This window comes from Spirillospora sp. CA-108201 (assembly GCF_050936235.1).
GTDB lineage: Bacteria > Actinomycetota > Actinomycetes > Streptosporangiales > Streptosporangiaceae > Spirillospora.
On sequence record NZ_JBNJNE010000001.1, the window covers coordinates 8,765,543 to 8,787,196 of the forward strand.

At 74.0% G+C, this 21,654-nt stretch carries 19 protein-coding genes; 12 read left to right on the forward strand and 7 right to left on the reverse strand.

Features of this window, described 5'->3' with window-relative positions:
• Window positions 1–3: 3 nt before the first annotated feature.
• Window positions 4–1,038 (reverse strand): SUKH-4 family immunity protein, encoded by a 1,035-nt coding sequence (locus ACQEU6_RS41910; protein WP_499339317.1) that lies wholly within the window; start codon window positions 1,036–1,038, stop codon window positions 4–6.
• 183 nt (window positions 1,039–1,221) lie between these two features.
• Between ACQEU6_RS41910 and ACQEU6_RS41915 the strand changes: the two genes are divergently transcribed.
• The 4 genes from ACQEU6_RS41915 to ACQEU6_RS41930 all read left to right on the forward strand — a co-directional run bounded on the left by ACQEU6_RS41915 (window position 1,222) and on the right by ACQEU6_RS41930 (window position 6,770).
• Window positions 1,222–2,172 carry an alpha/beta fold hydrolase gene (locus ACQEU6_RS41915; protein ID WP_499339318.1) on the forward strand — a complete coding sequence of 317 codons (951 nt, stop codon included), beginning with the start codon at window positions 1,222–1,224 and terminating at the stop codon, window positions 2,170–2,172.
• 90 nt (window positions 2,173–2,262) lie between these two features.
• A complete protein-coding gene (locus ACQEU6_RS41920; protein ID WP_499339319.1) occupies window positions 2,263–4,212 on the forward strand; it encodes a WD40 repeat domain-containing serine/threonine protein kinase in 1,950 nt (649 codons plus the stop codon).
• Window positions 4,212–6,023: a WD40 repeat domain-containing serine/threonine protein kinase gene (locus ACQEU6_RS41925; protein WP_499339320.1), complete on the forward strand. Its 1,812-nt coding sequence runs from the start codon at window positions 4,212–4,214 to the stop codon at window positions 6,021–6,023. The genes ACQEU6_RS41920 and ACQEU6_RS41925 overlap by 1 nt, the downstream gene beginning before the upstream one ends.
• A 39-nt stretch (window positions 6,024–6,062) precedes the next feature.
• Window positions 6,063–6,770 carry a helix-turn-helix transcriptional regulator gene (locus ACQEU6_RS41930; RefSeq protein WP_499339321.1) on the forward strand — a complete coding sequence of 236 codons (708 nt, stop codon included), beginning with the start codon at window positions 6,063–6,065 and terminating at the stop codon, window positions 6,768–6,770.
• A gap of 80 nt (window positions 6,771–6,850) precedes the next feature.
• Here ACQEU6_RS41930 and ACQEU6_RS41935 read toward each other — a convergent pair whose 3' ends face one another.
• Window positions 6,851–7,120, reverse strand: coding sequence for a hypothetical protein (locus tag ACQEU6_RS41935; protein WP_499339323.1), 270 nt, complete (start codon window positions 7,118–7,120; stop codon window positions 6,851–6,853).
• A gap of 22 nt (window positions 7,121–7,142) precedes the next feature.
• The gene (locus ACQEU6_RS41940; RefSeq protein WP_499339324.1) at window positions 7,143–7,901 is read right to left on the reverse strand and encodes a L,D-transpeptidase; all 759 of its coding nucleotides are present in this window, start codon (window positions 7,899–7,901) and stop codon (window positions 7,143–7,145) included.
• A 93-nt stretch (window positions 7,902–7,994) separates the two neighbouring features.
• Between ACQEU6_RS41940 and ACQEU6_RS41945 the strand changes: the two genes are divergently transcribed.
• The 5 genes from ACQEU6_RS41945 (at window position 7,995) to ACQEU6_RS41965 (ending at window position 13,754) form a co-directional block, all read left to right on the forward strand.
• Window positions 7,995–8,684, forward strand: a complete 690-nt coding sequence (locus ACQEU6_RS41945) for a response regulator transcription factor (RefSeq protein WP_499339325.1) — start codon at window positions 7,995–7,997, stop codon at window positions 8,682–8,684.
• A gap of 381 nt (window positions 8,685–9,065) precedes the next feature.
• The gene (locus ACQEU6_RS41950; RefSeq protein WP_499339326.1) at window positions 9,066–10,694 is read left to right on the forward strand and encodes a sensor histidine kinase; all 1,629 of its coding nucleotides are present in this window, start codon (window positions 9,066–9,068) and stop codon (window positions 10,692–10,694) included.
• Window positions 10,695–10,821: 127 nt separating this feature from the next.
• Window positions 10,822–11,379, forward strand: a complete 558-nt coding sequence (locus tag ACQEU6_RS41955) for an RNA polymerase sigma factor (protein WP_499339328.1) — start codon at window positions 10,822–10,824, stop codon at window positions 11,377–11,379.
• Window positions 11,376–12,512: a hypothetical protein gene (locus ACQEU6_RS41960; RefSeq protein WP_499339329.1), complete on the forward strand. Its 1,137-nt coding sequence runs from the start codon at window positions 11,376–11,378 to the stop codon at window positions 12,510–12,512. The genes ACQEU6_RS41955 and ACQEU6_RS41960 overlap by 4 nt, the downstream gene beginning before the upstream one ends.
• 189 nt (window positions 12,513–12,701) lie before the next feature.
• Window positions 12,702–13,754 (forward strand): DMT family transporter, encoded by a 1,053-nt coding sequence (locus ACQEU6_RS41965; protein ID WP_499339330.1) that lies wholly within the window; start codon window positions 12,702–12,704, stop codon window positions 13,752–13,754.
• 148 nt (window positions 13,755–13,902) lie between these two features.
• Here the strand turns inward: ACQEU6_RS41965 and ACQEU6_RS41970 are convergent, their stop codons facing one another.
• Complete coding sequence (locus ACQEU6_RS41970) at window positions 13,903–16,203, reverse strand: ABC transporter permease (protein WP_499339332.1); 2,301 nt, start codon at window positions 16,201–16,203, stop codon at window positions 13,903–13,905.
• Complete coding sequence (locus ACQEU6_RS41975; protein WP_499339334.1) at window positions 16,200–16,874, reverse strand: ABC transporter ATP-binding protein; 675 nt, start codon at window positions 16,872–16,874, stop codon at window positions 16,200–16,202. The genes ACQEU6_RS41970 and ACQEU6_RS41975 overlap by 4 nt, the downstream gene beginning before the upstream one ends.
• Before the next feature lie 138 nt (window positions 16,875–17,012).
• Here ACQEU6_RS41975 and ACQEU6_RS41980 point away from each other — a divergent pair, with 138 nt between their 5' ends.
• The gene (locus ACQEU6_RS41980; RefSeq protein ID WP_499339336.1) at window positions 17,013–17,789 is read left to right on the forward strand and encodes a sensor histidine kinase; all 777 of its coding nucleotides are present in this window, start codon (window positions 17,013–17,015) and stop codon (window positions 17,787–17,789) included.
• Window positions 17,786–18,433, forward strand: a complete 648-nt coding sequence (locus ACQEU6_RS41985) for a response regulator (RefSeq protein WP_499339337.1) — start codon at window positions 17,786–17,788, stop codon at window positions 18,431–18,433. Before ACQEU6_RS41980 ends, ACQEU6_RS41985 begins: the two co-directional genes overlap by 4 nt.
• Window positions 18,434–19,097: 664 nt before the next feature.
• Here ACQEU6_RS41985 and ACQEU6_RS41990 read toward each other — a convergent pair.
• Both ACQEU6_RS41990 and ACQEU6_RS41995 read right to left on the reverse strand, forming a co-directional pair.
• Window positions 19,098–19,241, reverse strand: coding sequence for a hypothetical protein (locus tag ACQEU6_RS41990; RefSeq protein WP_499339339.1), 144 nt, complete (start codon window positions 19,239–19,241; stop codon window positions 19,098–19,100).
• Between the two features lie 581 nt (window positions 19,242–19,822).
• The gene (locus ACQEU6_RS41995; protein WP_499339340.1) at window positions 19,823–20,434 is read right to left on the reverse strand and encodes a TetR family transcriptional regulator; all 612 of its coding nucleotides are present in this window, start codon (window positions 20,432–20,434) and stop codon (window positions 19,823–19,825) included.
• A gap of 92 nt (window positions 20,435–20,526) precedes the next feature.
• Between ACQEU6_RS41995 and ACQEU6_RS42000 the strand changes: the two genes are divergently transcribed.
• The gene (locus ACQEU6_RS42000; protein WP_499339342.1) at window positions 20,527–21,459 is read left to right on the forward strand and encodes a zinc-binding dehydrogenase; all 933 of its coding nucleotides are present in this window, start codon (window positions 20,527–20,529) and stop codon (window positions 21,457–21,459) included.
• Window positions 21,460–21,654: the final 195 nt, after the last annotated feature.

A 21,654-nucleotide genomic window follows, 5' to 3' on the forward strand; every position in this document is an offset into this window, starting at 1 on the left:
GGGTCACAACAGCCCGTTCCACATCTGCTCGACGACGAGGGGCCACCAGCGGTCCTCCCCGTGGAAGGCGTCCGGGTCGACGGAGGCGAGCTGCGCCTGGATCCGCTCGACGATTTCCCCGGCCCCGTGAGCGTCCCTGCCCCGCATGCGCCGCCGTCCGTGCGACAGCAGCGTCAGCGAGCGTGCGAACTCCCCCGGGCCGCTGTTGACGAACCGTTTCGTCCCCAGGACGGGGTCCACCGCCCACACCCCGCCCAGCACGTGCGGGGGTCCGGAGATCAGCAGGCCGATCATGCAGTGGCCGTCCCCGCCGATGCTCACGAGCGAGGCGAGCTCGTGCAGTGCGCCTTCGGAGAGCGGGCTGCGGCGGATGCCGAGCTGCTCCGGCATGGGCCGGGCCGTCCACGCCTGGAAGATGTGCGGGAGCTGCGCGGGGAGCCCGGCCGCCTCCAGCACGGCCGCCTGTGCGGGTGGCACCCCGATCCGCTGCAGGTCGCCGGCCTGGTAGCGGCGTACCTGCGCGGGGCCGAACGCCGATGCCAGCACCTGCGCGAGCTGCGCGGGATCCAGCGGCGGCGCCGGCGGCGCGCCGGCGGGCGGCGGGACAGGCGACGCCCCGGGCGGCGCGGGCTGGCCCATCATCCGGGCCAGCGCCGCCGCCTGCTCCGCGTTGGCCGCGACCGCGGCGGCCCGTTCTCGTGCGGTGGCGCCGTAGGGCCGCCCGAACGAGATCTCGGCGTGCGGGAAGGCGAAGTCGCGCAGGAGCGGGTCGCAGTAGCACCCGGGAAGGCGGCACGGCTCGATCTCGGAGAAGGCCGACGTCACGTTCTCCGCGGGGATCCCGAGCCGCTGGAGCTCCTCCCACGCCTGCCAGAAGGGACTCGGGAGCCCGGGCCCGGAGATCTTGGAGAGATAGACCTCCTCGCCCTGCGCGTCCCGGTAGTCGAGGGTGAGGGTGTTGCCCGCGCCCACCGCCGGAAGGTGCCCGGGCGTCGGGCCCGCCTGTGCCTGCCCGCCCGTGTGGCTGCCGTCGTACATCCGTGCTCCGCTCCTCGCCGGTGTGCGGGGTCGTCCGCGTGTTCGACCCGGCTGAGCAGTGTCGCAGGTGCGGGCGCAGGTGCTGGACCGTTCCAGTCGATTTCGCGTTTTTTGTGATCAAGAATGCCGTCCGGTGCGGGATAGCGTTGGACGGACCGGCCCGCGCCACCCGAAGGGCTCCAGATGACCGAGATCAGGCACCGCTTCGTCCGGTCGGACAGCGGGCTGCGCATGCACGTCGCCGAGGCGGGAGAAGGCCCCCTCGTGCTCCTCCTGCACGGCTTCCCCGAATGCTGGTACTCCTGGCGGCACCAGCTCACCGCGCTGGCCGAGGCCGGGTTCCACGCCGTCGCGCCCGACCAGCGCGGCTACGCCCGCACGGGCGGCCCCGCCGAGACCGGCCGGTACACGATCCTGCACCTGGCCGCGGACGCGGTCGGGCTCATCGGCCCGCTCGGCGCGGACCGCGCCGCCGTCGTCGGCCACGACTGGGGCGCCCCCGTCGCGTGGGCCGTCGCCCAGATGCGCCCCGACAAGGTGCGCGGCGTGGTCGGCATGTCGGTGCCGCACCGCCCGCGCGGCAGCAGGCCGCCGGTGGAGTCCATGCGCCGCCTGTTCGGCGACGGCTTCTACATGGTGCACTTCCAGCAGCCGGACGTCCCGGAGGCCGAACTCGACCGCGACCGGGCCGCCACGTTCCGCCGCATGCTGTACGGGGTGTCGGGCGACGGCCCGTGCCCGCCGCTGGTCGCCCCGGAGGGCGGCGGCTTCCTCGACGGCCTCCCGGACCCCGAGGAGCTGCCCGGCTGGCTCACCGCCGAGGACATCGCCGCCTACGTCGAGGAGTACGCGGAGAGCGGCTTCACCGGCCCGGTCAACTGGTACCGCAACCTCGACCGCAACTGGGAGCTCACCGCCGCCTGGCACCGCGCCCCCATCGGCCCGCCCGCCCTCTACATCGCGGGCGACCGCGATCTCGTGGCGGTCGGAGCCCGCGACGCCGTCGCCTCCATGGGCGACTTCGTCCCGAACCTGCGCGACACCCTCTGGCTGTCCGGATGCGGCCACTGGACGCAGCAGGAACGTCCCGCCGAGGTCAACGACGCCGTGATCGGCTTCCTCCGCGCCCTCTAGGCGCGCGAGGACCGTCATCCCCGAGGGGCGACCGCGGGGAACGGCAGTATCGATCCCGACATCACGGCCGAGTGGACCCGGGAGTCCCGTTTGGAAGCGCTGCGCGACGGCGATCCCCGCCGGATCGGCCCGTACCGGTTGGAGGGCCGGCTGGGCGCCGGGGGCATGGGCGAGGTGTTCCTCGGCGTGTCGGCGGGCGGCCGGCGGGTCGCGGTGAAGGTCGTGCGCGCCGAGCATCTCGACCGTCCGGAGTTCCGGGTGCGGTTCGCCCGCGAGGTGGAGGCGGCGCGGAAGGTGGGCGGGTTCTACACCGCGCAGGTGGTGGACGCCGATCCGGAGGCGGACGAGCCGTGGATGGCGACCGCCTACATCCCCGGCCCGTCCCTGCGGGATGTCGCCCCGCTGCCCTCCGCCGAGGTGGACCGGCTCGGCGCGGCGCTGGCCGAGGGACTGGCGGCGATTCACGCGTGCGGGCTGGTGCACCGCGACCTCAAGCCCGGCAACGTCATCATGTCGCCGGACGGCCCGCGCATCATCGACTTCGGCATCGCCCGCGCCGTCGGCGCCGGATCGCTCACCGCGGACGGCGCGGTCCTCGGAACCTACGCCTACATGGCGCCCGAGCAGGTGCGGGGCGAGCCGTCCGGGCCGACCACCGACGTGTTCGCGCTGGGCTGCGTGCTCGTCTTCGCCGCGCGGGGGCGCAGCCCGTTCGACGCCGCGACGATCCCCGCCATCGTGCACCGCGTCCTCAACGAGCGGCCCGACCTGGACGGGCTGGCGGAGCCGCTGCGCCCGCTCGTGACGGCCTGCCTGGCCAAGGACCCGGCCGGACGGCCGGCCACCGGCCGGATCCTCGCCCACCTCGCCGACCCGGACGCCGCACCGGTGGCCGCCCCTGCCGCACGCCCGGCGGTCCCGGACGCCGACCCGACGGCGGAGCGCGGCACGACGCCGTTCACCCGCGTGGCGGACACCGTCCGCCCCGCGGCCGGGATCCGGCGCCGGACGGTGCTCGTCGGCGCGGCGGGGGCGACGGCGGCTGCCGTGGGCGTGCCGGCCTTCCTGCTCGCCCGGGGCGGAGGGCGGCCTCGGGGGTCGGCGTCCGTGCCGGCCGGCGACGCGATGCTGCCGCCCGCCGCAACGCTCGCCAAGGAAGGGCGACCGGTGGAGGACGTGGTGTTCAGTCCGGACGGCCGGATCCTGGCCTCCGGCGGGACGCTGGGCGAGACCGTGTACCTGTGGGACCACGCCGCAGGCCACGTCCTTCACGAGTTGCGCGCTCCCGCCGGCGTGGCCGCCATGGCGTTCAGCCCGGACGGAGGACTGCTGGCCACCGGCCACACGAACGCCACCGTCCGCCTGTGGGACGTCGAGTCGGCGGACACGCGACCGCCCCGGCCGCTGCGGACGCTCCGCGCCGGGGGAGGCGGCGTCAACGCTCTCGCGTTCAGCCCGGACGGCCGGACCCTCGCCGGGCCGGACCGGCTCTGGGACACCGCGACCGGAGGCGTTCTGGCCGACGTCTCCGGCGCCGGCGGCGTGAACGCCGTGGTCTTCAGCCGGGACGGCCGCCGGGTCATCGCCGGGATGGACGGTTTCCAGGGCCGCGACGAGCCGGGTTCGGTGCGGGTGTGGGACGTCCGCACCCGCAGCCCGATCGCCCACGTCGCCGACCAGGGGAGGAAGACGAGTTCGCTGGCCCTCACCCCGGACGGCCGAACCCTGGTCACCGCCGGGGGCGGCGCCACGATCCGGTTGTGGGACGCCGCCCGGCTCCGCATCACCGGTGCCCTCGCCTCCGGCGATGGCGGAGACGTCACCGAGGCGGCCGTCGGCACGGACGGCGCGGTGCTGGCCGCCGTCGGCACCGACCTCACCGTCCGGCTGTGGGACCTGGCGGCCCGCCGGGTGGCCGCCACGCTGGCCGGGACCGGCGGACCGATCAGGGGACTCGCGCTCTCCCCGGACGGCCGGACGGTGGCGGGCGGCAGCGAGCGCCGCGGGCAGACCGCCGTGAACCTGTGGAGGCTGCGCTGATGGGCCCGCTGCGCGACGGCGATCCCCGCCGGATCGGCCCGTACCGGTTGGAGGGGCGGCTGGGCGCCGGGGGCATGGGCGAGGTGTTCCTCGGTGTGTCGGCGGGCGGCCGGCGGGTCGCGGTGAAGGTCGTGCGCGCCGAGCATCTCGACCGTCCGGAGTTCCGGGTGCGGTTCGCCCGCGAGGTGGAGGCGGCGCGGAAGGTGGGAGGGTTCTACACCGCCCAGGTGGTGGACGCCGATCCGGAGGCGGACGAACCGTGGATGGCGACCGCCTACATCCCCGGCCCGTCCCTGCGCGAGGCCGCGCCCCTGGACGTGACCGGGGTCCGCGCGCTCGGCGCGGCGCTGGCGGAGGGGCTTGCGGCGATTCACGCGTGCGGGCTGGTGCACCGCGACCTCAAGCCCGGCAACGTCATCATGTCGCCGGACGGCCCCCGCATCATCGACTTCGGCATCGCCCGCAGGGCCGACGCCACCGCGCTGACGTCCACCGGCGCGGTCGTCGGCACGTACGCGTTCATGTCGCCCGAGCAGGTCCGCGCGGACACGGCGGGCCCCGCGTCGGACGTGTTCTCCCTCGGCTGCGTCCTGGCCTTCGCCGCGACCGGGCGCGGGCCGTTCGACGCCGCCGACGTGCCGGGGATCGTCCACCGGATCGTCAGCGCCGAGCCGGACCTGACCGGGGTGCCCGCCGAGCTGCTGCCCGCGATCGCGGCGTGCCTGGCCAAGGAACCGGCGCGGCGGCCGTCGCCCGGCGAGGCGGCCCGGCTGCTCGCGTCGCCGCCCGCCGGGACGGGACGCCGCGCCGTCCTGGCCGGCGGAGCGGCGGTGGGCGCCGCGGCCGTCTTCGGTGTGCCCGCGCTGCTGTGGCGGTGGTCCGGCGACGCCGCGGGAGAGGGCGCCACGCCGCTGAGGAGCCCCCGGCCGGTCGTGCTCGCCGGCGGACCGGTCGCGACGTTCCGGCTCGCGTTCACCCCCGACTCGGCGACGCTGGTGTGCGCGGGAGAAGGGCAGACCTGGCGGTGGAGCGTCGCGACAGGCCGGGGGACCCCGCACGAGCTGGGCGACGAGGGCGCCGACCAGCTCACGGCCCTGAGCGGCGACGGCCGCCTGCTGGCGACGTTGCGCGGGACGGGCCCGATCCAGCTCTGGGACGCGGCCACCGCCGCCCGCCTCCGGACGATCATGCCCGAGGGCAGGACGTTCACCAAGGCGTTCAGCGCCGACGGCCGGAGGCTGGCCACCGTCGGCGCCAACGGCATCGAACTCTGGGACACCGCGACCGGGCTCCGCACCGGCGTGTTCGCGCCACGGAGCGATGGCACCCTTCTGCTGGAGTTCGACGCGACCGGCGAACGGATCGCCGTCGTCGGGAGCCGCGGCCGCGTCCAGATCCACGACCTGCGGGCGCGCCGGGACATCGTGAACGCCGTGCGCGAGCCCGTCAACGTGGTGTTCGCGTTCGCCCCGGACGGGCGGACCGCCGCGACCGACGCCGTGGACGCGACGGGCCGCGCCGCGTGGACGGTCCGGATCCTGGACCTGCGAGCCGGGACGCGGCGCCGGGATCTGCGAGGCCACGAGGGGGCCGTGCAGGCACTGGCGTTCAGCCCTGACGGCCGCGTCCTCGCCGGCGCGGCCGCGGACGGGACGATCCGGCTGTGGGACACCCGCACCGGCGATCGCTTCGCGACGCTGGAGTGGGAGAAGTCGGACGGGACGGCCCTGGCGTTCAGCCCGGACGGCCGCCTGCTGGCCGCCGGAGCGGGAAGCTACAACGGAAAGGTGCGCCTCTGGCGCTTCTCGTAGCGCCCCAGAACTGTCGGAGCCGGCGCGTACGGTCGGCGCGTGAACCGCACCGACCGCTTGTACGCCCTCGTGGAGGAGCTGCGCGCGTGCGCGCCGCGCCGGGTCAGCGCGCGGGAGCTGGCCGCGCGGTACGAGGTGAGCGTCCGCACGATCGAGCGCGACATCGGCGCCCTCCAGCAGGCCGGGGTGCCGATCTTCGCGGACGTGGGCCGGGCCGGCGGCTACACCCTCGACAAGAGCCGCACGCTGCCGCCGCTGAACTTCACCCCCGCCGAGGCCGTCGCCCTCGCGATCACCCTGTCCCGGGCCGGCGGCTCCCCGTACTCCCGGGCCGCCCGTACCGCCCTCCACAAGATCGTCGCCGCGATGTCGGCCGCCGACAGCGCCTCGGCCCGCGAACTGGCCCAGCGCGTCCGCTTCCTGACCCCCGCCGAGGGCGACGACCCGGCCTCCGTCCCGGCCGTGCTGGAGGAGGCCATCCGGACCCGCCGGGTGGTCCGCCTCACCTACGTCGACCGGACGGGCGCCGAGACCGAGCGCGACGTGGAGCCCGTCACGTTCACGGCCTCCGGCCACGGCTGGTACCTGACCGCCTGGTGCCGCATGCGTGACGGCTCCCGCGTCTTCCGCACCGACCGCGTCCGCCGCGCCGCCCTCCTGGAGGAGACCGCCCCCGACCGCCCGGTGGAGGCCATGCACGACGACATCCCGTCCGACTACACCGTCCGCCCGCTGGAGTTCATCTGAGGCCCCCGGCACGGGGCCGTCGCGCCGCCTCTACGGCGGCAGGCCCGCACGCCGGGAGACGTGCGGGCCTGCGGTCGGAGTCAGCCGGTGTAGTTCGGCATCTTGGGGATGGCCTTGCCGGGGGGCTGGGGCGTCGGCGCCGCGGTGGGCGTCTGCGGGTCGCCGGGGCGGGCGGTCGGGGTCGGCTCCACGGGACGGGTGGTCGGGTTGCCGGGCGGGGAGCTCGGGGTGGGGGTGGCCGCCGGGCTGGTCGGCTTGGGGGTGGCGGTGGTGGCCTCGGCGGCGGCCATGCCGGTACCGGCCAGGCCGACGCCCAGCGCGACGGCCGCGATGAGGGACTTCAGGCGCATCGATGTTCCCTTCGGTGGTGTTTCATTTCTTGACGACGACAGGCGTGCCGATCGCCAGGTTCTTGGCCATCCAGGTGATGTCGTCGTTGCCGACCCGCACGCAGCCGTGGCTGGCCTTGCCGCCCAGCGCCGACGCCTTGTTCGTGCCGTGCACGGCGAGCTGCCCGGGGCCGCCGGCGAACGTCCTCAGCGTCGGCGAGAAACCGCTCAGCCCGAAGGCGTACGCGCCGTAGTCGCCGTCGGGGTTCGGCGGTCTGACCAGCTCGGTGAAGTAGAAGCGGCCGGCCGGGGTCGGGGTGCCGCCCTCACCGGTGGCGACCTTGCCGGTGCGCAGCACCGTGTCGCCGTCGTAGACGGTGAAGGTGAACGCCTTCGGGTCGATCTCCACGCGGTGGGGCGTCGACGACAGTTCGACGTCGGACGCCTTGACCCACCCGGTGCTGCCGTTCGGACGGATCGGCAGCAGCACCCTGAGCCAGTCGCCGTCCTTGGCGTCGACGAGGAAGACCCGGGTGGCGCCCATCTCGTTGGGGCTGGACAGCGTCTTCCAGGCCGCCCCGTCACCCTTCCGCCTGTGCACGGCGATCTGGCGGCCGCGCACGGTCGCTATCTCGGCACCGCCCTGCCGCCCGGACCGCTGCGGCTCGGCGGCGGCCGCCGGCCGGTCCGCGCCGGGCGTGCCGTCCCCTGATCTGCCGTCGTCCGACGAGCCGCAGCCGGCCAGCACGGCGATCATGCCGGCGGCGAGCAGGGCGCCGGTGTGGATCTTGACTTGGCGCATGCCGCGAGATGCTGGCCGAGGAGTGTGAAGAACCTGTGAGGCCGATGTGATGATCCCGTGGTGCCGGGGACGGCTTGGCTACGCTCAGGGGCCATGTGCGCGAATGTCCTGGTCGCGGAGGACGACACCAAACAGGCGGAGTTGCTGCGCCGCTACCTCCTGCGCGAGGGGCACTCCGTGGTCGTCGTCCACGACGGGCGGGCCGCGATCGACGAGGCCCGCGCGCGACGCCCCGACCTCGTCCTGCTGGACGTGATGATGCCGGGGATCGACGGCCTCGACGTGTGCCGCGGGCTGCGCGCCGAGTCCGACGTCCCGGTGCTCATGCTCACGGCCCGCTCGACGGAGGACGACCTGCTGCGCGGCCTCGACCTCGGCGCCGACGACTACGTCACCAAGCCGTACAGCCCGCGCGAGCTGATGGCCCGGGTGCGCACGCTGCTGCGGCGGACCGGGCGGGGGAGCGGCGAGCTGGTGTACCGGGTCGGCGGCATCACGGTGGACCCCGAACGGCACACGGTCCTCGCGGACGGGCGCGAGGTCGACTGCACGCCCGCGGAGTTCCGCATCCTGGAGGCGCTGGCCGCGCGGCCGGACCGGGTCCTCACCCGGGCGCAGCTCCTGGAGCACCTGCACGGCTTCGACCGCTTCATCACCGAGCGCACGGTCGACGTGCACGTGAAGAACCTGCGCAAGAAGATCGAGCCGCGACCGGGGCGGCCGGTCCGGCTGTGCACCGTGTACGGCGTCGGGTACAAGCTGGTCGGCGACCGTGCGCCATAGCCTGCTCGTACGCCTGGTCGCCAGCTCGGTGCTGATCGCGGCGTGCTCGATCACGGCGACCGCGTGGCTGGCGGCGCGCAGCACGTCCGGCGAGATCCGGGATCGGCAGGGCCGGACGTTCGCCCGCGACGCCAGGATCAACGACGCGCTGCTCGGCTACGCGGCGAGCCACCCGCGCTGGGACGGCGTCGGGGGGACCGTGCGCGGGCTGGCCCGGCAGAGCGGCCAGCGGGTCGCGCTGGCGACCGAGGGCGGCACCCGGATCGCGGACTCGGCGGCCGGCCGGCCGCCGCTGCCGGCGCGCCCTCGGCCGTCGTCGACCCGCTCGCCGTCGACGTCTCGCTGGGGCCCGGTGCGGCCACCGACCGGATCGACGCGCGCGTGGCCGGGCCGTTCCGGCTGCCGGATCCCGAACGGGCACGGCTGCGCCGGGACGTCGACGCGCAGGCGGCGTGCCTGCGCCGCGAGGGCCAGCGCGCCACGGTCGTCGTCGGCCCCGGCGGCCGCCCGTACCTTCGCCGCGAGGGCGGTCCGACCAGCCCGGCACCGGCCACGAGCCCTCCGGGCGCCCCCGTCGGCGCGCCTTCCGGAGGCGGCGCCTCCCCGGCGCGAGCGGCGCTCGCACGAGCGGCCGGCGGCGGAGCGGTCCGCCTCGCCGCCGTCGCCACGACGCCGTCGGCCGCGGTCACCCCGACGCCGACGCCTTCCTCGCCGACCGAGCCGGCGGCGACGCCGCGGCAGCCGGGGAACGGGCCGGGCGTGCAGCCCGGTCGGCCCGGCGTGCCGACCGGCGCGCCCGGCACGAGGCCGGCGGCCACTCCCACCCCGACGCCGGAGCCCGCGGCGCGGCCCGCGCCGTGCTCGCCCGACGCGCCCGGACCGACCGCCACCGAGAGGCGCGCGCTCACCCAGCTCGCCGCCCTGGTCCGGCAGTGCCGCGGAGGCCGGGTCGACGTGTGGCTGGACGAGACCGGCACGCCGGCCGCTCCGGCGTCGGCCGCCGAGTGCCTGGCCACCGCGCGCCGCACCCAGCTGAAGCCGTACGTCGCGCCGGCCGCGCTGCTCTACATCGGCTCGTCGCAGGACCGGGCGCCGGCCATCGACCCGTACGGCATCGCGGGGGTCACCGCGGTGATCCTCGTCCTGGCGGTCGGGGTCAGCGTCCTCGTCGCCACCCGGCTGGCGCGGCCGGTGCGGGCGGTCACCGCGGCGGCCCGGCTGATGCGCGCCGGCGACGGCTCGGCGCGGGTCACGGTGCGCGCCAAGGGCGAGGTCGGCGAGCTGGGCGACGCGTTCAACGAGATGTCCGAGCACCTGGACCGCATGGAGCGGCAGCGCAAGGCGATGGTCAGCGACGTGTCGCACGAGCTGCGCACGCCGCTGAGCAACATCCGAGGCTGGCTGGAGGCCGCCCAGGACGGTGTGGCCGACCTGGGCCCGGTGCTGACCGCCTCGCTGGTCGAGGAGGCCACGCTGCTGCAGCACATCGTCGACGACCTCCAGCAGCTCGCGCTCGCCGACGTCGGCAAGCTGCGGCTGCACCCCGAGGCGCTCGACGTGGCCGACCTGGTCGAGCAGATCGCGACCGTCTACCGGGCCGCGGCCGAGGCCGCCGAGCTGACGCTGACCGCCGAGGTGACCGGACGGCCGCACCTGGACGCCGATCCGGTGCGGCTGCGGCAGGCGGTCGGCAACCTGCTCGCCAACGCGGTCCGCTACACCCCGGCCGGCGGCCGGGTGGGCCTGCGCGCGCACGCCGACGGTGACGACGTGCTGATCGAGGTCGCCGACACCGGGCCGGGCATACCGCCCGAGCACCTGCCGCACGTCTTCGACCGGTTCTGGCGGGCCGAGAAGTCGCGCAGCCGCCAGACCGGCGGCAGCGGACTGGGCCTGGCCATCGTGCGGCAACTGGCCGAGGCGCACGGCGGATCCGCGGCGGTGCGCAGCGAACCGGGCCAAGGCGCGACGTTCGTCCTGCGCCTGCCGGGCTCACCGGACCACGCCTAGGCACTCTCCGCCGTGGACGGTCAGCCTTGCCGGGGCGCGATCGTCGAAGGATTTCCGGCCGTCGTGTAATCCGCCGGGGGCTTCTCGGACTTCTCGGCGTACCGGCTCCGAGAAGAGAGGAGGTGGCGTGGACGAGCAAGAGGCCCGATTCACCCGCCTCTACGAGACGTACTACCGCAACGTCTTCGCCTACGTCGTGCTGCGGGCCGCGCCTCAGGCCGCCGAGGACCTGACGGGCGAGGTGTTCACCGTCGCGTGGCGGAAGATCGACGAGATCCCCGACCAGGCGCTGCCGTGGCTGCTGGGCGTGGCGAGGAACCTGGTCCGCCAGTCGCACGGCGCGGCGGGCCGGGCGCGCGGACTGGTCGACCGGCTGGCCGGTCTCACCACCGACGCCGACCTGCACGCCTGGGACGTCGCCGACCGCCTCATAGCCCGCGACCAGGCGCTGGCCGCCCTGCGGGCCCTGTCCGCCAAGGAGGCCGAAGCGGTCACCCTGACCGCCTGGCACGGGCTCGACCCCGCGGAGGCGGCCCGCGTCGCGGGCTGCTCCCGCACCGCCTTCGTCGTCCGGCTGCACCGGGGGCGCCGCCGGCTGGCCAAGGCGATCGAGGCGTCCCGGGAAAGCACCGCGCGAGCGCACGGACGCGCCCCGCGCCCACGAGTCATCCAGGAGAAGCAATGAAGCAGGACGAACTCGACAACCTGATCGTCGCCCTGAAGCCCGCGGCGGTCGCCGAACTCGCCGACGACGCCTACGCGCGTCGTCCCGACGCGGCGCGGGTCCGCGCGAGCGCCGGAGCCTCGACCGTGAACGGTCGCGTGGTCCCGGCGCGGCGGCCGGTCCGGCGGCTGGGCCTCGCCGCCGCCGGGGTGACCGCGGTGGCGGCGGCCGCGGCGGGGCTGGCCGTCGCCCTCCCGTCGGACGGCCCCGGCGATGGCCCCGGCGCCGGGCGTGACGGCACACTCGACACCCGCACGTTCCTGCTGGCCAGCGCGAACACGGCCGCCAAGCAGCCCGCCACCAGCGGGGCCTGCTGGTACAAGCGGACCCGCATGTGGCAGGACATCCTGCCCTTCAAGCCCGGCCCGGGCGTGCCGACGCCCAAGGGCGAGCCCCAGAAATTCCAGGCGCGGACCGCGAGCAGCGTCGAGGACTGGGCGTGCGCTCAGAGCGGGACCGGCATGCGTCTCGGCACCAACGGACCGCTGGACATCAAGGTCACCTTCCCCACGGGGAAGGACGAGGCCGCATGGAAGGCGGCGGGCTCGCCCCCGCTCGAGGTCAACGACGGCACGACCGTCTCGCAGCCGCGCATGGTCACCTACCGCAAGGGCTCGCACCTGGTGAACCCCTCCATCGGGTCCCACGAGATCGAGTGGAAGACGATCGCGAAGCTGCCGGCGACTGACGGCGCCCTGGAGAGCCACCTGCGCAAGCTGTGGCAGCAGGACCGCCGGGGCGGTGCGCACGGCTACACCGCCCCGGCCGATTTCGGGGAGTACGTCTTCGTCAGCGCCTGGGACCTGTTCATGGCCCCGACCACCCCCGGCACCCGGGCGGCCCTCTACCGGATCCTGGCGCGCACTCCGTCCGTGCGCGTCACCGGGCAGATCAAGGACCGGCTCGGCAGGCCCGGCGTGGCCATCACCGCCAGGGGCACCAGCGTGCGGCTGGTCGTGGACCGCAAGAGCGCCCAGCTCCTCGACTTCGAGGACCGGTCCTCCGCCGTCCCCGGCAAGCCGGCCGGCAGTGAGTACCTGGCCTTCGAGAGCCAGGGCTGGGTGAACAAGATCGGAGCCGTCCCCGCCCCCTGACCGCCGACGACCACGGGGACGCCGCACACCCGCGGCGTCCCTCGTCGCGTTGGACCCGGATCGGCGGCGGGACCACGGTCCGGCGGTGGCAACGGTGGTGCGCTGGACGTGATGTCCGGGACGGTCTCCTTCGCCTGGCCGAAGCGGTCAGGTACCGGCGAACAGCCGGTCGGAACGAAGGAGATTCTGATGGGCAAAGTGAGGGGAGCGCTCGTCCAAGCGCTCTCCCTGACTCTCGTATCGGCCGGCGCGGCGAACGCGACGCGCCTCTACCCCGAGCACTCACCGGCCCCGGTGGGTGCACTGATCACGGTCCTCGGGGCCGTCTTCTACAGCCTGGCTTCACGTCTTCCCTTCGGCCGGGCCGCAACACCGGCCGCCAAGGTCAGGTGGGGCCGACCCCAGTGGAGGTGGGGGCTCATCCTGATCGTGCCCAGCGCCTTTCAGGGGCAGGTCCACCAGGCCGCGCTGGAGCGTGTGGAGATCGGTACCTTCGTGGCGATCCTGACGCTCGGGCTGCTCGGCCTGTCGACGTGGCGGCTGGTCTCTTCCGCGCACGGGGCGGACCGGGGACGCAACGCCCTGTGGTTCGTGATCGGCCTGGTCGGTGTCACCATGCTGACCAGGCCCTTCGCCGGCGAGGCCGAAGTCTGGGGCCTGGTCCTGGCGGGTCTGGCCGCCGTCATGGGCGTCAACGGCACGGTCGCCACGGGAAGGCTGACCGAGCTGGGCACCTACTGGCGGGTCGTCGAGATCAACTGCTGGTCGGGCGTCTTCCTGGTCGGGGTGCCGGTCCTCATCTGGACCGACGACCACTGGATGACCTGGCCGGTGCTGTCGACCGTGGCGGTCACGTCGCTGCTGAACACGGCCTCCAACATGTTGGGCATCCGCGCCTGGAAGCTCGCCCGATCCGATGACGGGCTGATCAGCACGGTCAAGTGCCTCAACCCGGTGCTCGCGTGCCTCGTCGGAGTGATCGTCGGGACCGGAGGGCCGCCGGGGCTCTACGGATGGATCGGCGCCGTGGTGCTGGTGGGGGCATCCCTCGCCGCTCTCCGGGCCTTCCACCGGCAGAGCGAACACGTCGGGCCTCAGGCCGCCGGGGAGGGGGGCTGGAAGCCGCGGCTTCCCGTCCCCGCCTTGAACGGCGAGGCACGGAGCGGCATCCCGCCCTCCGGCTTCCGGTTGAGCACGTGGAAGCCGGATGACTCCGTCCGATGGAAGTACGACATGGCCTGACGGTCTCACCGCCGTCCGGCTGGAACGATCCGCGACCCTCCGGGGGCGCGGACGGCGTCACGCCCAGGCGTGACGCCGCACCGTTGACGGTGGAAGCGGGCCCGCCCCGCTTCCACCGTCTTTCCCGGGGCCGCTCCGGATGGGCCGGTCACTCCGAGCGAAGGGCCGCCGCCGTCTTGATCCGGGACGCACGGCCGGCCGGGACCAGGGCGCCGAGCAGGGCGATCGCGATGCCCGCCAGGACGGACAGGAGCATCAGCGGCCAGGGGAAGATCTCCAGGAGGCCGTAGGGGAGGACGAGGCCGCCCGTGTCGGCCATGGCCGGCAGCACCACATGGTGGGCGGCCAGGCCCAGCGGCAGTCCGATGAGTCCGCCGACCAGGCCGAGGACGGCCATGGAGGCGAGCACGACCGTCAGGACCTGCCGCGGTGTCGCGCCCAGCGACTTCAGGACGCCGAAGTCGCGCGCCCGGTCCTGGGTGTTGAGGATCACCGTGTTGAACACCCCGAGCCCGGCGACCGTCGTCAGCCCCAGGGTCAGCAGGGTGAGGAGCCCGAGGAGGATCACCTGGCCGGATTCGATGCCGTCGGCGGCCGGCTCGGCCGGGATCCCGTCCGCCCTGAGCGCGGCGGCGTAGTCCTCCGGGGAGGTGCCGGGGGTGAGGGCGACCTCCAGGAGAGAGGTCACCCTGCCGGTGCGCGGGCCGGAGGATTCCGGGGACGCCGCCGGCTTCTCGCGGTTGAGGAGCGAGGTGAGGGACGCCCAGTCCGTGAGGATGGTGTCACCGCCGTCGACGAGCGCCGTCCCGACGATCCGCAGTGCGGTCCTCCTGCCGTTCGCGGTCACGACGACGGTGTCGCCGATCTTCCTGCCGCCGGTCTTCAGGAACGGGTCGCCCACGACGGCCTCACCCGGCCCGCCGAGCCAGCGGCCGTGCACCATCCGGTAGCCGTGCCGGTCGGTGGTGTCCCCCTGGTAGGCCTTGACCTGCACCGGCCGGTCGAACCCGGGAATGTGGACCTGCTCGAAGTTCGTGACCGCGACCTCGGCGGTGCCGGGCCGCCCTGCCAGCGAGATCGGCCGGCCGCCGTCGACGGGGACCACGACCTGGACGGTCTCGGTGAGTTCCGAGTCGGCGCTGTAGGCGCTGATGGACCGGTCGAGGCCGGTGGCGAACGTCACCGCCGCCACTCCGAACGCGACGGCGGTGACGGTCAGCGCGGTGCGGCCCGGCCGGGCGAACGGCAGGCCCAGGCCCAGGCTGACCGGGCGCGGCAGCCGGGTCCGGGCCAGCGCCCGCTGCACCTGCAGGGCCCGGCCCCGCCGCGCCGCGGCGCCCGCGCTGACCGCGACCGCCGTCGGGATCCGCCCGGCCCGGACGGCCGGCACCAGCGCGGTGACGACGGCGACCGCGAGCACGCCCGTGAAGGCCAGGACGTCGACCCCGGGCGAGACGCCGCTGGCGGTCGGCAGGTCGAACGAGTCGCCCAGCGTGGTGGTGACCGTCCCCGCCAGGACGTTGCCCGCGGCGATTCCGATCAGGCTCCCCAGCACCCCGGGTATCGCGATCATCACGAGGTAGACGCCGGTGACCTGGGCGGGGGTGAAGCCGAGGGACTTCAGGACGCCGATGTGCCGGAACCCCGACACGACGGCGCCGCTGACCACGTTGGCGATGACGAGCACCGCGACGAGCAGCCCGGCGATCCCGAACGCGATCAGGAACGGGATGACGGTCGTTCCGGCCTCGGTGGCCTGCTGCCGGGAGACGAGATAGCTCTGGCTCGCGGTCGCCGGCAGCCCGGTGGTGATCGCGGCGGCCGGGGCGGCCGGGTCGGCGAGCCGGTAGAGCATCTGCAGGCCGTCCGGGGCGGTCAGCTGCCCGGGCGCCACCCACGCCTGGGAGGATCGCGTGATCGACCGGCCGATGCCGACGATGGTGAAGGCCCGACCGTCGCCGAGAGTCACCTTTCTCCCGATCGGGTCGAACGGGAACCGCGCGTAGTCGGTACCCAGCACGATCTCGCCTGGGGCGGTGGCCCAGCGGCCGCTCCGGAGCGCCAGCCGGTCGACCGGGTCGTCGCCGCGGACGGTCCGCTCGGTGACCGTGAAGGGGCCGGGCGGAAGCAGCCCCGGACGCGACCGGTCGGTCTCCTCCGGGATGTTGACGACCTGCGAGCGGTACGGGCCGCCCGCCGCCGTCACGCCCGGCCGGGACGCCGACGCGGCGACCTGCGCGGCCGTCGCCTTCGCGGGGTCGTAGGAGACCGTCAGGTGTGCGCCGTGCTGCCGCGCGAACGCCTTGTCGTACGGGCCGTCCACGGTGGCGAGCAGGCCCAGCGCGAGCACGACCGTCCCGGTCGACACCAGCAGCACCAGCGTGATGATGGTCGTCTGCAGCTTGCGCCGCCGCACCGCGAACCGCGCGGCCTGCCACACCGCCCTCACCGGGTCACCTCGGTGGCCACGCGGCCGTCCTCGAACGCGACGACCCGGTCGGCGACCCGGGTGGCCAGCCGCTCGTCGTGGGTGACGATGAGCAGGGTCTGGCCGATCTGGTTGAGGTCCAGCAGCAGGTCCATGACCTGTTCGCCGGCCCGCGAGTCGAGCGCGCCGGTCGGCTCGTCGGCCAGCAGCAGGGCGGGCCGGTTCATCAGCGCGCGGGCGACGCCGACCCGCTGCCGCTCCCCGCCCGACAGCACCACCGGGTAGGCGTTGCGGCGATCGGCGATGCCCAGCTCTTCGAGCAGCTCCATCGCGCGGGCCTGCGCCTGCTTGCGCGCGGTGCCGAGCAGCTGGGCGGCGAGCATCACGTTCTCCAGCACCGGCAGGTCGTCGAGCAGGTTGAAGAACTGGAAGACCATGCCGATGCGGCGGCGCCGGTACCGGGCCAGTTCGGCCTCGCCCATGCCCGTGATGTCCTCGCCGCGCACCACCACCGTGCCCGAGGTGGGCCGGTCCAGGCCGGCGATCATGTTGAGGAGGGTCGACTTGCCCGACCCCGAGGGGCCCATCACCGCGACGGCCTGACCGGCCTGGATGTCGAGGCTCACCCCGGCGAGCGCGGCGGTCTCGCCGTACTCCTTGCGTACGTCCATCAGCTGGACCATCAGCTCCATGGCGGTGACGGTACGAGCCGCGCCCCCGCCCGCGCGTCGGATCCTGGGTGTAAGTCCGGGGCCGGGTCATCCGAGGGATGTACGGCCGTGAACCGCCAGAATGATGCGCTCCGTCCGGTCGGGCGGCAGGATGGGCGGATGCTGCCCGCGTGGCTCGTGCCCCTCCTCGCCGCGGTCCCGTGCACCTGGGCTCTGTGGGAGCGGCGCAGGCGCCGCGCCGAGCTCGGGGCGCGGACCTGGCTGCTGGAACGCGAACGCGAGGCCGCCGCGGGCCGGGCCGTCGAGGAGGAGCGGGCCCGGGTGGCCCGGGACCTGCACGACATCGTCAGCCACAGCGTCAGCGTCATGGTCGTGCAGGCGGGCGCGGCCCGGCACGGTGTCGACGGCGAGGCCGAGGACGCGCTTCTCGCCGTCGAGCGGACCGGCCGGGAGGCGATGACCGAGCTGCGGCACCTGCTCGGTGTGCTCGCGCCCGCCCCGGACGGCGACGGCGAGGCGTTCGCCCCGCAGCCGTCGCTGGCGCACCTCGGGACCCTGGTCGACCGGATCGCGTTCGCGGGCCTGCCCGTCGATGTGCGGGTGACCGGCGAACCGTGCCCGCTGCCGGCCGGGATCGACGCGACCGGATACCGCGTCGTCCAGGAGGCGCTCACCAACGCGCTGAAACACGGCACCTCCGGGGCGACGGCGGAGGTGACGGTGACCTATGGGAGACGGAACCTGCGCCTGGAGGTGCTCAACACCGGCCCGAGCGTCCTCACCGGGACCGGCCCCGCCCCGCCCGAGGGCGGCGGCGGCCGGGGACTGGCCGGGCTGCGCGAACGGGTCGCGGTGTACGGCGGCGACCTCGACGCGCGGCGGCGGCTGGGCGGCGGCTACCGGGTGCGGGCGCGGATCCCCCTGGAGCGGCCGTGACGCGGGTGCTGATCGCCGACGACCAGACGCTCGTGCGCGGCGGGTTCCGGATGATCCTCAGCCGGGCCGGGATCGAGGTGGTCGGCGAGGCCGCCGACGGGCTGGAGGCGGTGGCCGCCGCGCGGCGGCTGCGGCCGGACGTGGTGCTGATGGACATCCGGATGCCGGGGATGGACGGCCTGGAGGCCACCCGCCGGGTCCTCGCCTACGACCCGGCGTGCCGGGTGCTGATCCTGACGACGTTCGACCTCGACCGGTACGTGTACTCCGCGCTGGCCGCCGGCGCCAGCGGGTTCCTCCTGAAGGACGTCACCCCCGAACACCTCGTGGCGTCGGTACAGCTGGTCGAGACCGGGGACGCGCTGCTGGCCCCCTCCATCACCCGCCGCCTGGTCGAGCGGTTCGCCCGTCCCGCCCCGGCGCCCCAGGGCCTGGACGTCCTGACCCCGCGCGAGAAAGAGGTGCTCCGCCTGGTGGGCGGCGGCCTGTCCAACACCGAACTGGCCGCCCACCTCCACCTGAGCGAGGCAACGGTCAAAACCCACGTGACCCGCATCTTCGCCAAACTAGGTCTAAGAGACCGAGCCCAGGCCGTAGTGGTCGCCTACGAGTCAGGCCTGGTAATCCCCAGCACCCCGGACTGACCGACCACCCGCAGCCCCCGATCAGCCCCAAAGCCTGCTGCGGGCGGCGGGTGTTCCCCGACCTTGTCGATCGTGGAGGAGAACACCGCCTTCGGCATGTCCCGCGAGCGGCGGGCGAACTCGATCTGCGCCGGCGTGGCGCCGCGGGCCTCGCTGGTACGGCAGTCGTAGGCCGACCGGTGACGCTGCGGTCCAGTTAAAAGCTGAAGAGGAGACGTCTGGATGGCTGCTTCGCGAGCCGCCCTCACGCGCGACGACCTGAGGCTGAAGGTCGTCGTCCAGCGTGTGCAACTCGGTGGCACGGATTTCCGGGTGGTCCGACCGGCCAGACCGTTGAAAAACGGGGCGCTCTACAAGGCCCGACATTGGTACGAGATGTATGTGGACCGGAGATGATCAGGCGAAGGACTCCCCGCAGGTCATCGCCCCGACCAGGCCCGGTCTTCAACAGATCACGATCTCGGACTGCAGTACTGGGCGGCAAAGAGCGGCGGGAGGGGAATCCCTCCCGCCGCCGGTGGAAACACCTAGGCCCGGGGGCTTAGGCCGTCATCGGCGAGGAGCTGTGCGCTCCCCGCCAGCGGTCATTCGTCGTCGTCCGAGCTGCTGCCGCAGATCGGACAGTTGTACCGTTCGCAGTCGCAGTCAGCTATGGGTCACGCCCCTACTGCTTGTCCGACTGGCTCTGCTGGTCCTGGGGACCGGAACGGTAGGCGTCGCTCGATTCCTCTTCGTCGATGCCAACCGTCTTGTTCGCCTCAGACTGGTGGGCCTTGCCCTCGGCCCACTTGTCTCGCTTGTCAGCCATCGGTTGCGCCTTTCCTTTGGTGTACGGCTCCCTTGTGGATGCCGCCTCGTAAAGAACAGTGCCGAGATCTTGGTCCTGGCAACTCGCGTCCCAGGGACCGGCGCGCTAGAAAGCCGATCAGGAGCCCGTGAGCCGCTACGAGACCGTTAGGTCTAGCGGAGACGTCCGCCAGACGCCCCCGGGACCGGCGCGCGGCCCGTCCAGGCCGGGCGTGCGGCCTGGAGCCCGGCCCCGGCCCGGCCGCCCGCACGCCGCTGGCCCCCTCCATCACCCGCCGCCTCGTCGAGCGATTCGCCCGACATGCCCCGCAGCCCCAGGGCCTGGACGTCCTGACCCCGCGCGAGAAGGAGTGGGCCGCTTGGTAGGCGGCCTGCCCAATTCAGCAGTGCGGCGGAGCCGCCAACGCACATTCGGGCCTGCTCTGCTGGTCGGACCGGGGCTGGTCGGTCGCCGTCAGCGCATCGCCCTCCCTGCTTGACACGGGGTCAGGAGAGGTACCTGCCGGTGGCATCCGGACCCGTGACGCCGGATGATCGACTGCTCGACATGGCCGTCGATTCTCGAAGTGTCGAGGCCGACGGTCAGATCTCTGCGTTCAGGCCGTCGTTCATGGAGTCGAAGGCGCCGCGGACGCATCGGGGCAGCCCTGCCGGATCGCAGTCGGGAAGCCACTGGTCGTAGGCGCAGCGCCATGCGGCGACGCAGAACTCCAGCGCGAGCCGCTGCTGGAGGGTGTCCGGGGTGGCGAGCCGCTGCTTGATCTCGCTCTGTATCTCATCGCAGTGCCGCAGGGAGTACCCGTTCAGGGATGGTGACTCCTCGATCAGTTTCAAGGTGGCCGCGAAGCGCGGATGCCAGGTGGCTCCCATGCGGTCGAGGGCGACCAGCATCGTGTCGCGGAACACCTCGACCAGGCGCCCTGACTGCTCGCGCTCGTCCAGGGCCGCCAGGAACGTGCTCCACAGTTCCTTGACGGCGGTGAGTGCCACGTCCTCCTTCGAGCGGTAGTTGCGGAAGAAGGTCCGGCGCGACACCTCCACCCGTTCCAGCAGTGCGTCCAGCGGCGTGCTGTCGAATCCCCGCTCCGCGAAGAGCGTCACGGCAGTGTCGGCCAGCGCCTGACGTGTGCGCAGCTTCTTGCGCTCCCTCAGGGAGGCGGGCTGGTCAGGGGATGGCTGGTGGGCGGTCGACACCCGGCCAGCATAACCGGACCGCGCCAGTAGAGCATGTGCTACGTTGGCGCAAATGCCACACTGAGGCACTTTCTTCTGGAGGGGACAGACCTGTGCGTGCTCTCGTCGTCGACCACGGCGCCCCGGCGCACCTCACCCTGACCGACGTCCCCGACCCGATGCCCGCGCCCGGCGAGGCGCTGGTGCGGGTCGAAGCGGTCTCGCTCAACTACGGAGAGGTGAGCGCCGCCGCCGACCCCGAGGCGCCGGAGGGCACGGTGATCGGCTGGGACGCGGCCGGTACCGTGGTCCGGGCCGCAGCCGACGGAACGAGCCCCGCGGCCGGAACCCGTGTCGTCACCGTGGGGGTGACCGGCTGGGCGCAACTGCGCGCCGTGCCGGCCGCCCGCCTCGGCGTCGTTCCTGACGATGCGGATCTCGGCGCCGTCAGCACCGTCCCGGTCGCCGGGCTGACCGCGCTTCACGTCCTGCGCCGCATGGGCCAGCTGGTGGGCCGCCGGGTCATGGTCACCGGTGCGTCCGGCGGGGTCGGCCGCTACGCGGTCCAGCTCGCCGCCCGCGCCGGGGCCGAGGTGGTGGCGATCAGCCGGAACCCGTCCCAGGCGGACGAACTGCGCGCCCTGGGGGCGCACCAGGTCCACACCGATCCCGCCGCGGTCGAGCAGCCGGTGTTCGGCGTGCTGGACAACGTCGGCGGCCGGCATCTGGTGGACGCCTTCAACGCCATGGAGGCCCACGGCACGCTGGTGAACGTGGGGAGGTCGTCGGGCGCCGACTCCGTCCTCCCCCCGGAGTCACTGCTGGCTGCCGATGGACGGCACGATCGCTCCATCCGAACCTTCTACCTGTACGGAGAGCCGGACGCGGACTTCTCCGCGGACCTGAGATGGCTGGCCGCCGAGGTCGCCGCCGGCCGCCTTGACCCCGGGATCACCTGGCGCGGTCCGTGGACCCGTTACGCCGAGGCGGCACAGACCCTGCTCGACGGCCGCCTGCATGGCAAAGCGGTCCTCGACATCGCCTGACGCGAAGGAGACGCGGCGCGCCGCCAGTTCGCGGATCACCTTGATCAGGCGGCGGACCAGGCGGGTGCCTGCTTCCAGTCGATGGCGCTTGTGGTCGTCGTCGGCAGTGCAGCAGATGACCGACACAGGTTCCGCCGCCAAGCGGTCTGGCGTTCTCAGCGTTATAGCGCGCACGAGCCGCCTGGGCGTCACGCG

Coding starts and splice junctions, on each gene's coding strand:
- ACQEU6_RS41910 (WP_499339317.1), bottom strand. CDS start 1,038: ATGTACGACGGCAGCCACACGGGCGGGCAGGCACAGGCGGGCCCGACG.
- ACQEU6_RS41915 (WP_499339318.1), top strand. CDS start 1,222: ATGACCGAGATCAGGCACCGCTTCGTCCGGTCGGACAGCGGGCTGCGC.
- ACQEU6_RS41925 (WP_499339320.1), top strand. CDS start 4,212: ATGGGCCCGCTGCGCGACGGCGATCCCCGCCGGATCGGCCCGTACCGG.
- ACQEU6_RS41935 (WP_499339323.1), bottom strand. CDS start 7,120: ATGCGCCTGAAGTCCCTCATCGCGGCCGTCGCGCTGGGCGTCGGCCTG.
- ACQEU6_RS41940 (WP_499339324.1), bottom strand. CDS start 7,901: ATGCGCCAAGTCAAGATCCACACCGGCGCCCTGCTCGCCGCCGGCATG.
- ACQEU6_RS41945 (WP_499339325.1), top strand. CDS start 7,995: ATGTGCGCGAATGTCCTGGTCGCGGAGGACGACACCAAACAGGCGGAG.
- ACQEU6_RS41960 (WP_499339329.1), top strand. CDS start 11,376: ATGAAGCAGGACGAACTCGACAACCTGATCGTCGCCCTGAAGCCCGCG.
- ACQEU6_RS41965 (WP_499339330.1), top strand. CDS start 12,702: ATGGGCAAAGTGAGGGGAGCGCTCGTCCAAGCGCTCTCCCTGACTCTC.
- ACQEU6_RS41975 (WP_499339334.1), bottom strand. CDS start 16,874: ATGGAGCTGATGGTCCAGCTGATGGACGTACGCAAGGAGTACGGCGAG.
- ACQEU6_RS41980 (WP_499339336.1), top strand. CDS start 17,013: ATGCTGCCCGCGTGGCTCGTGCCCCTCCTCGCCGCGGTCCCGTGCACC.
- ACQEU6_RS41990 (WP_499339339.1), bottom strand. CDS start 19,241: ATGGCTGACAAGCGAGACAAGTGGGCCGAGGGCAAGGCCCACCAGTCT.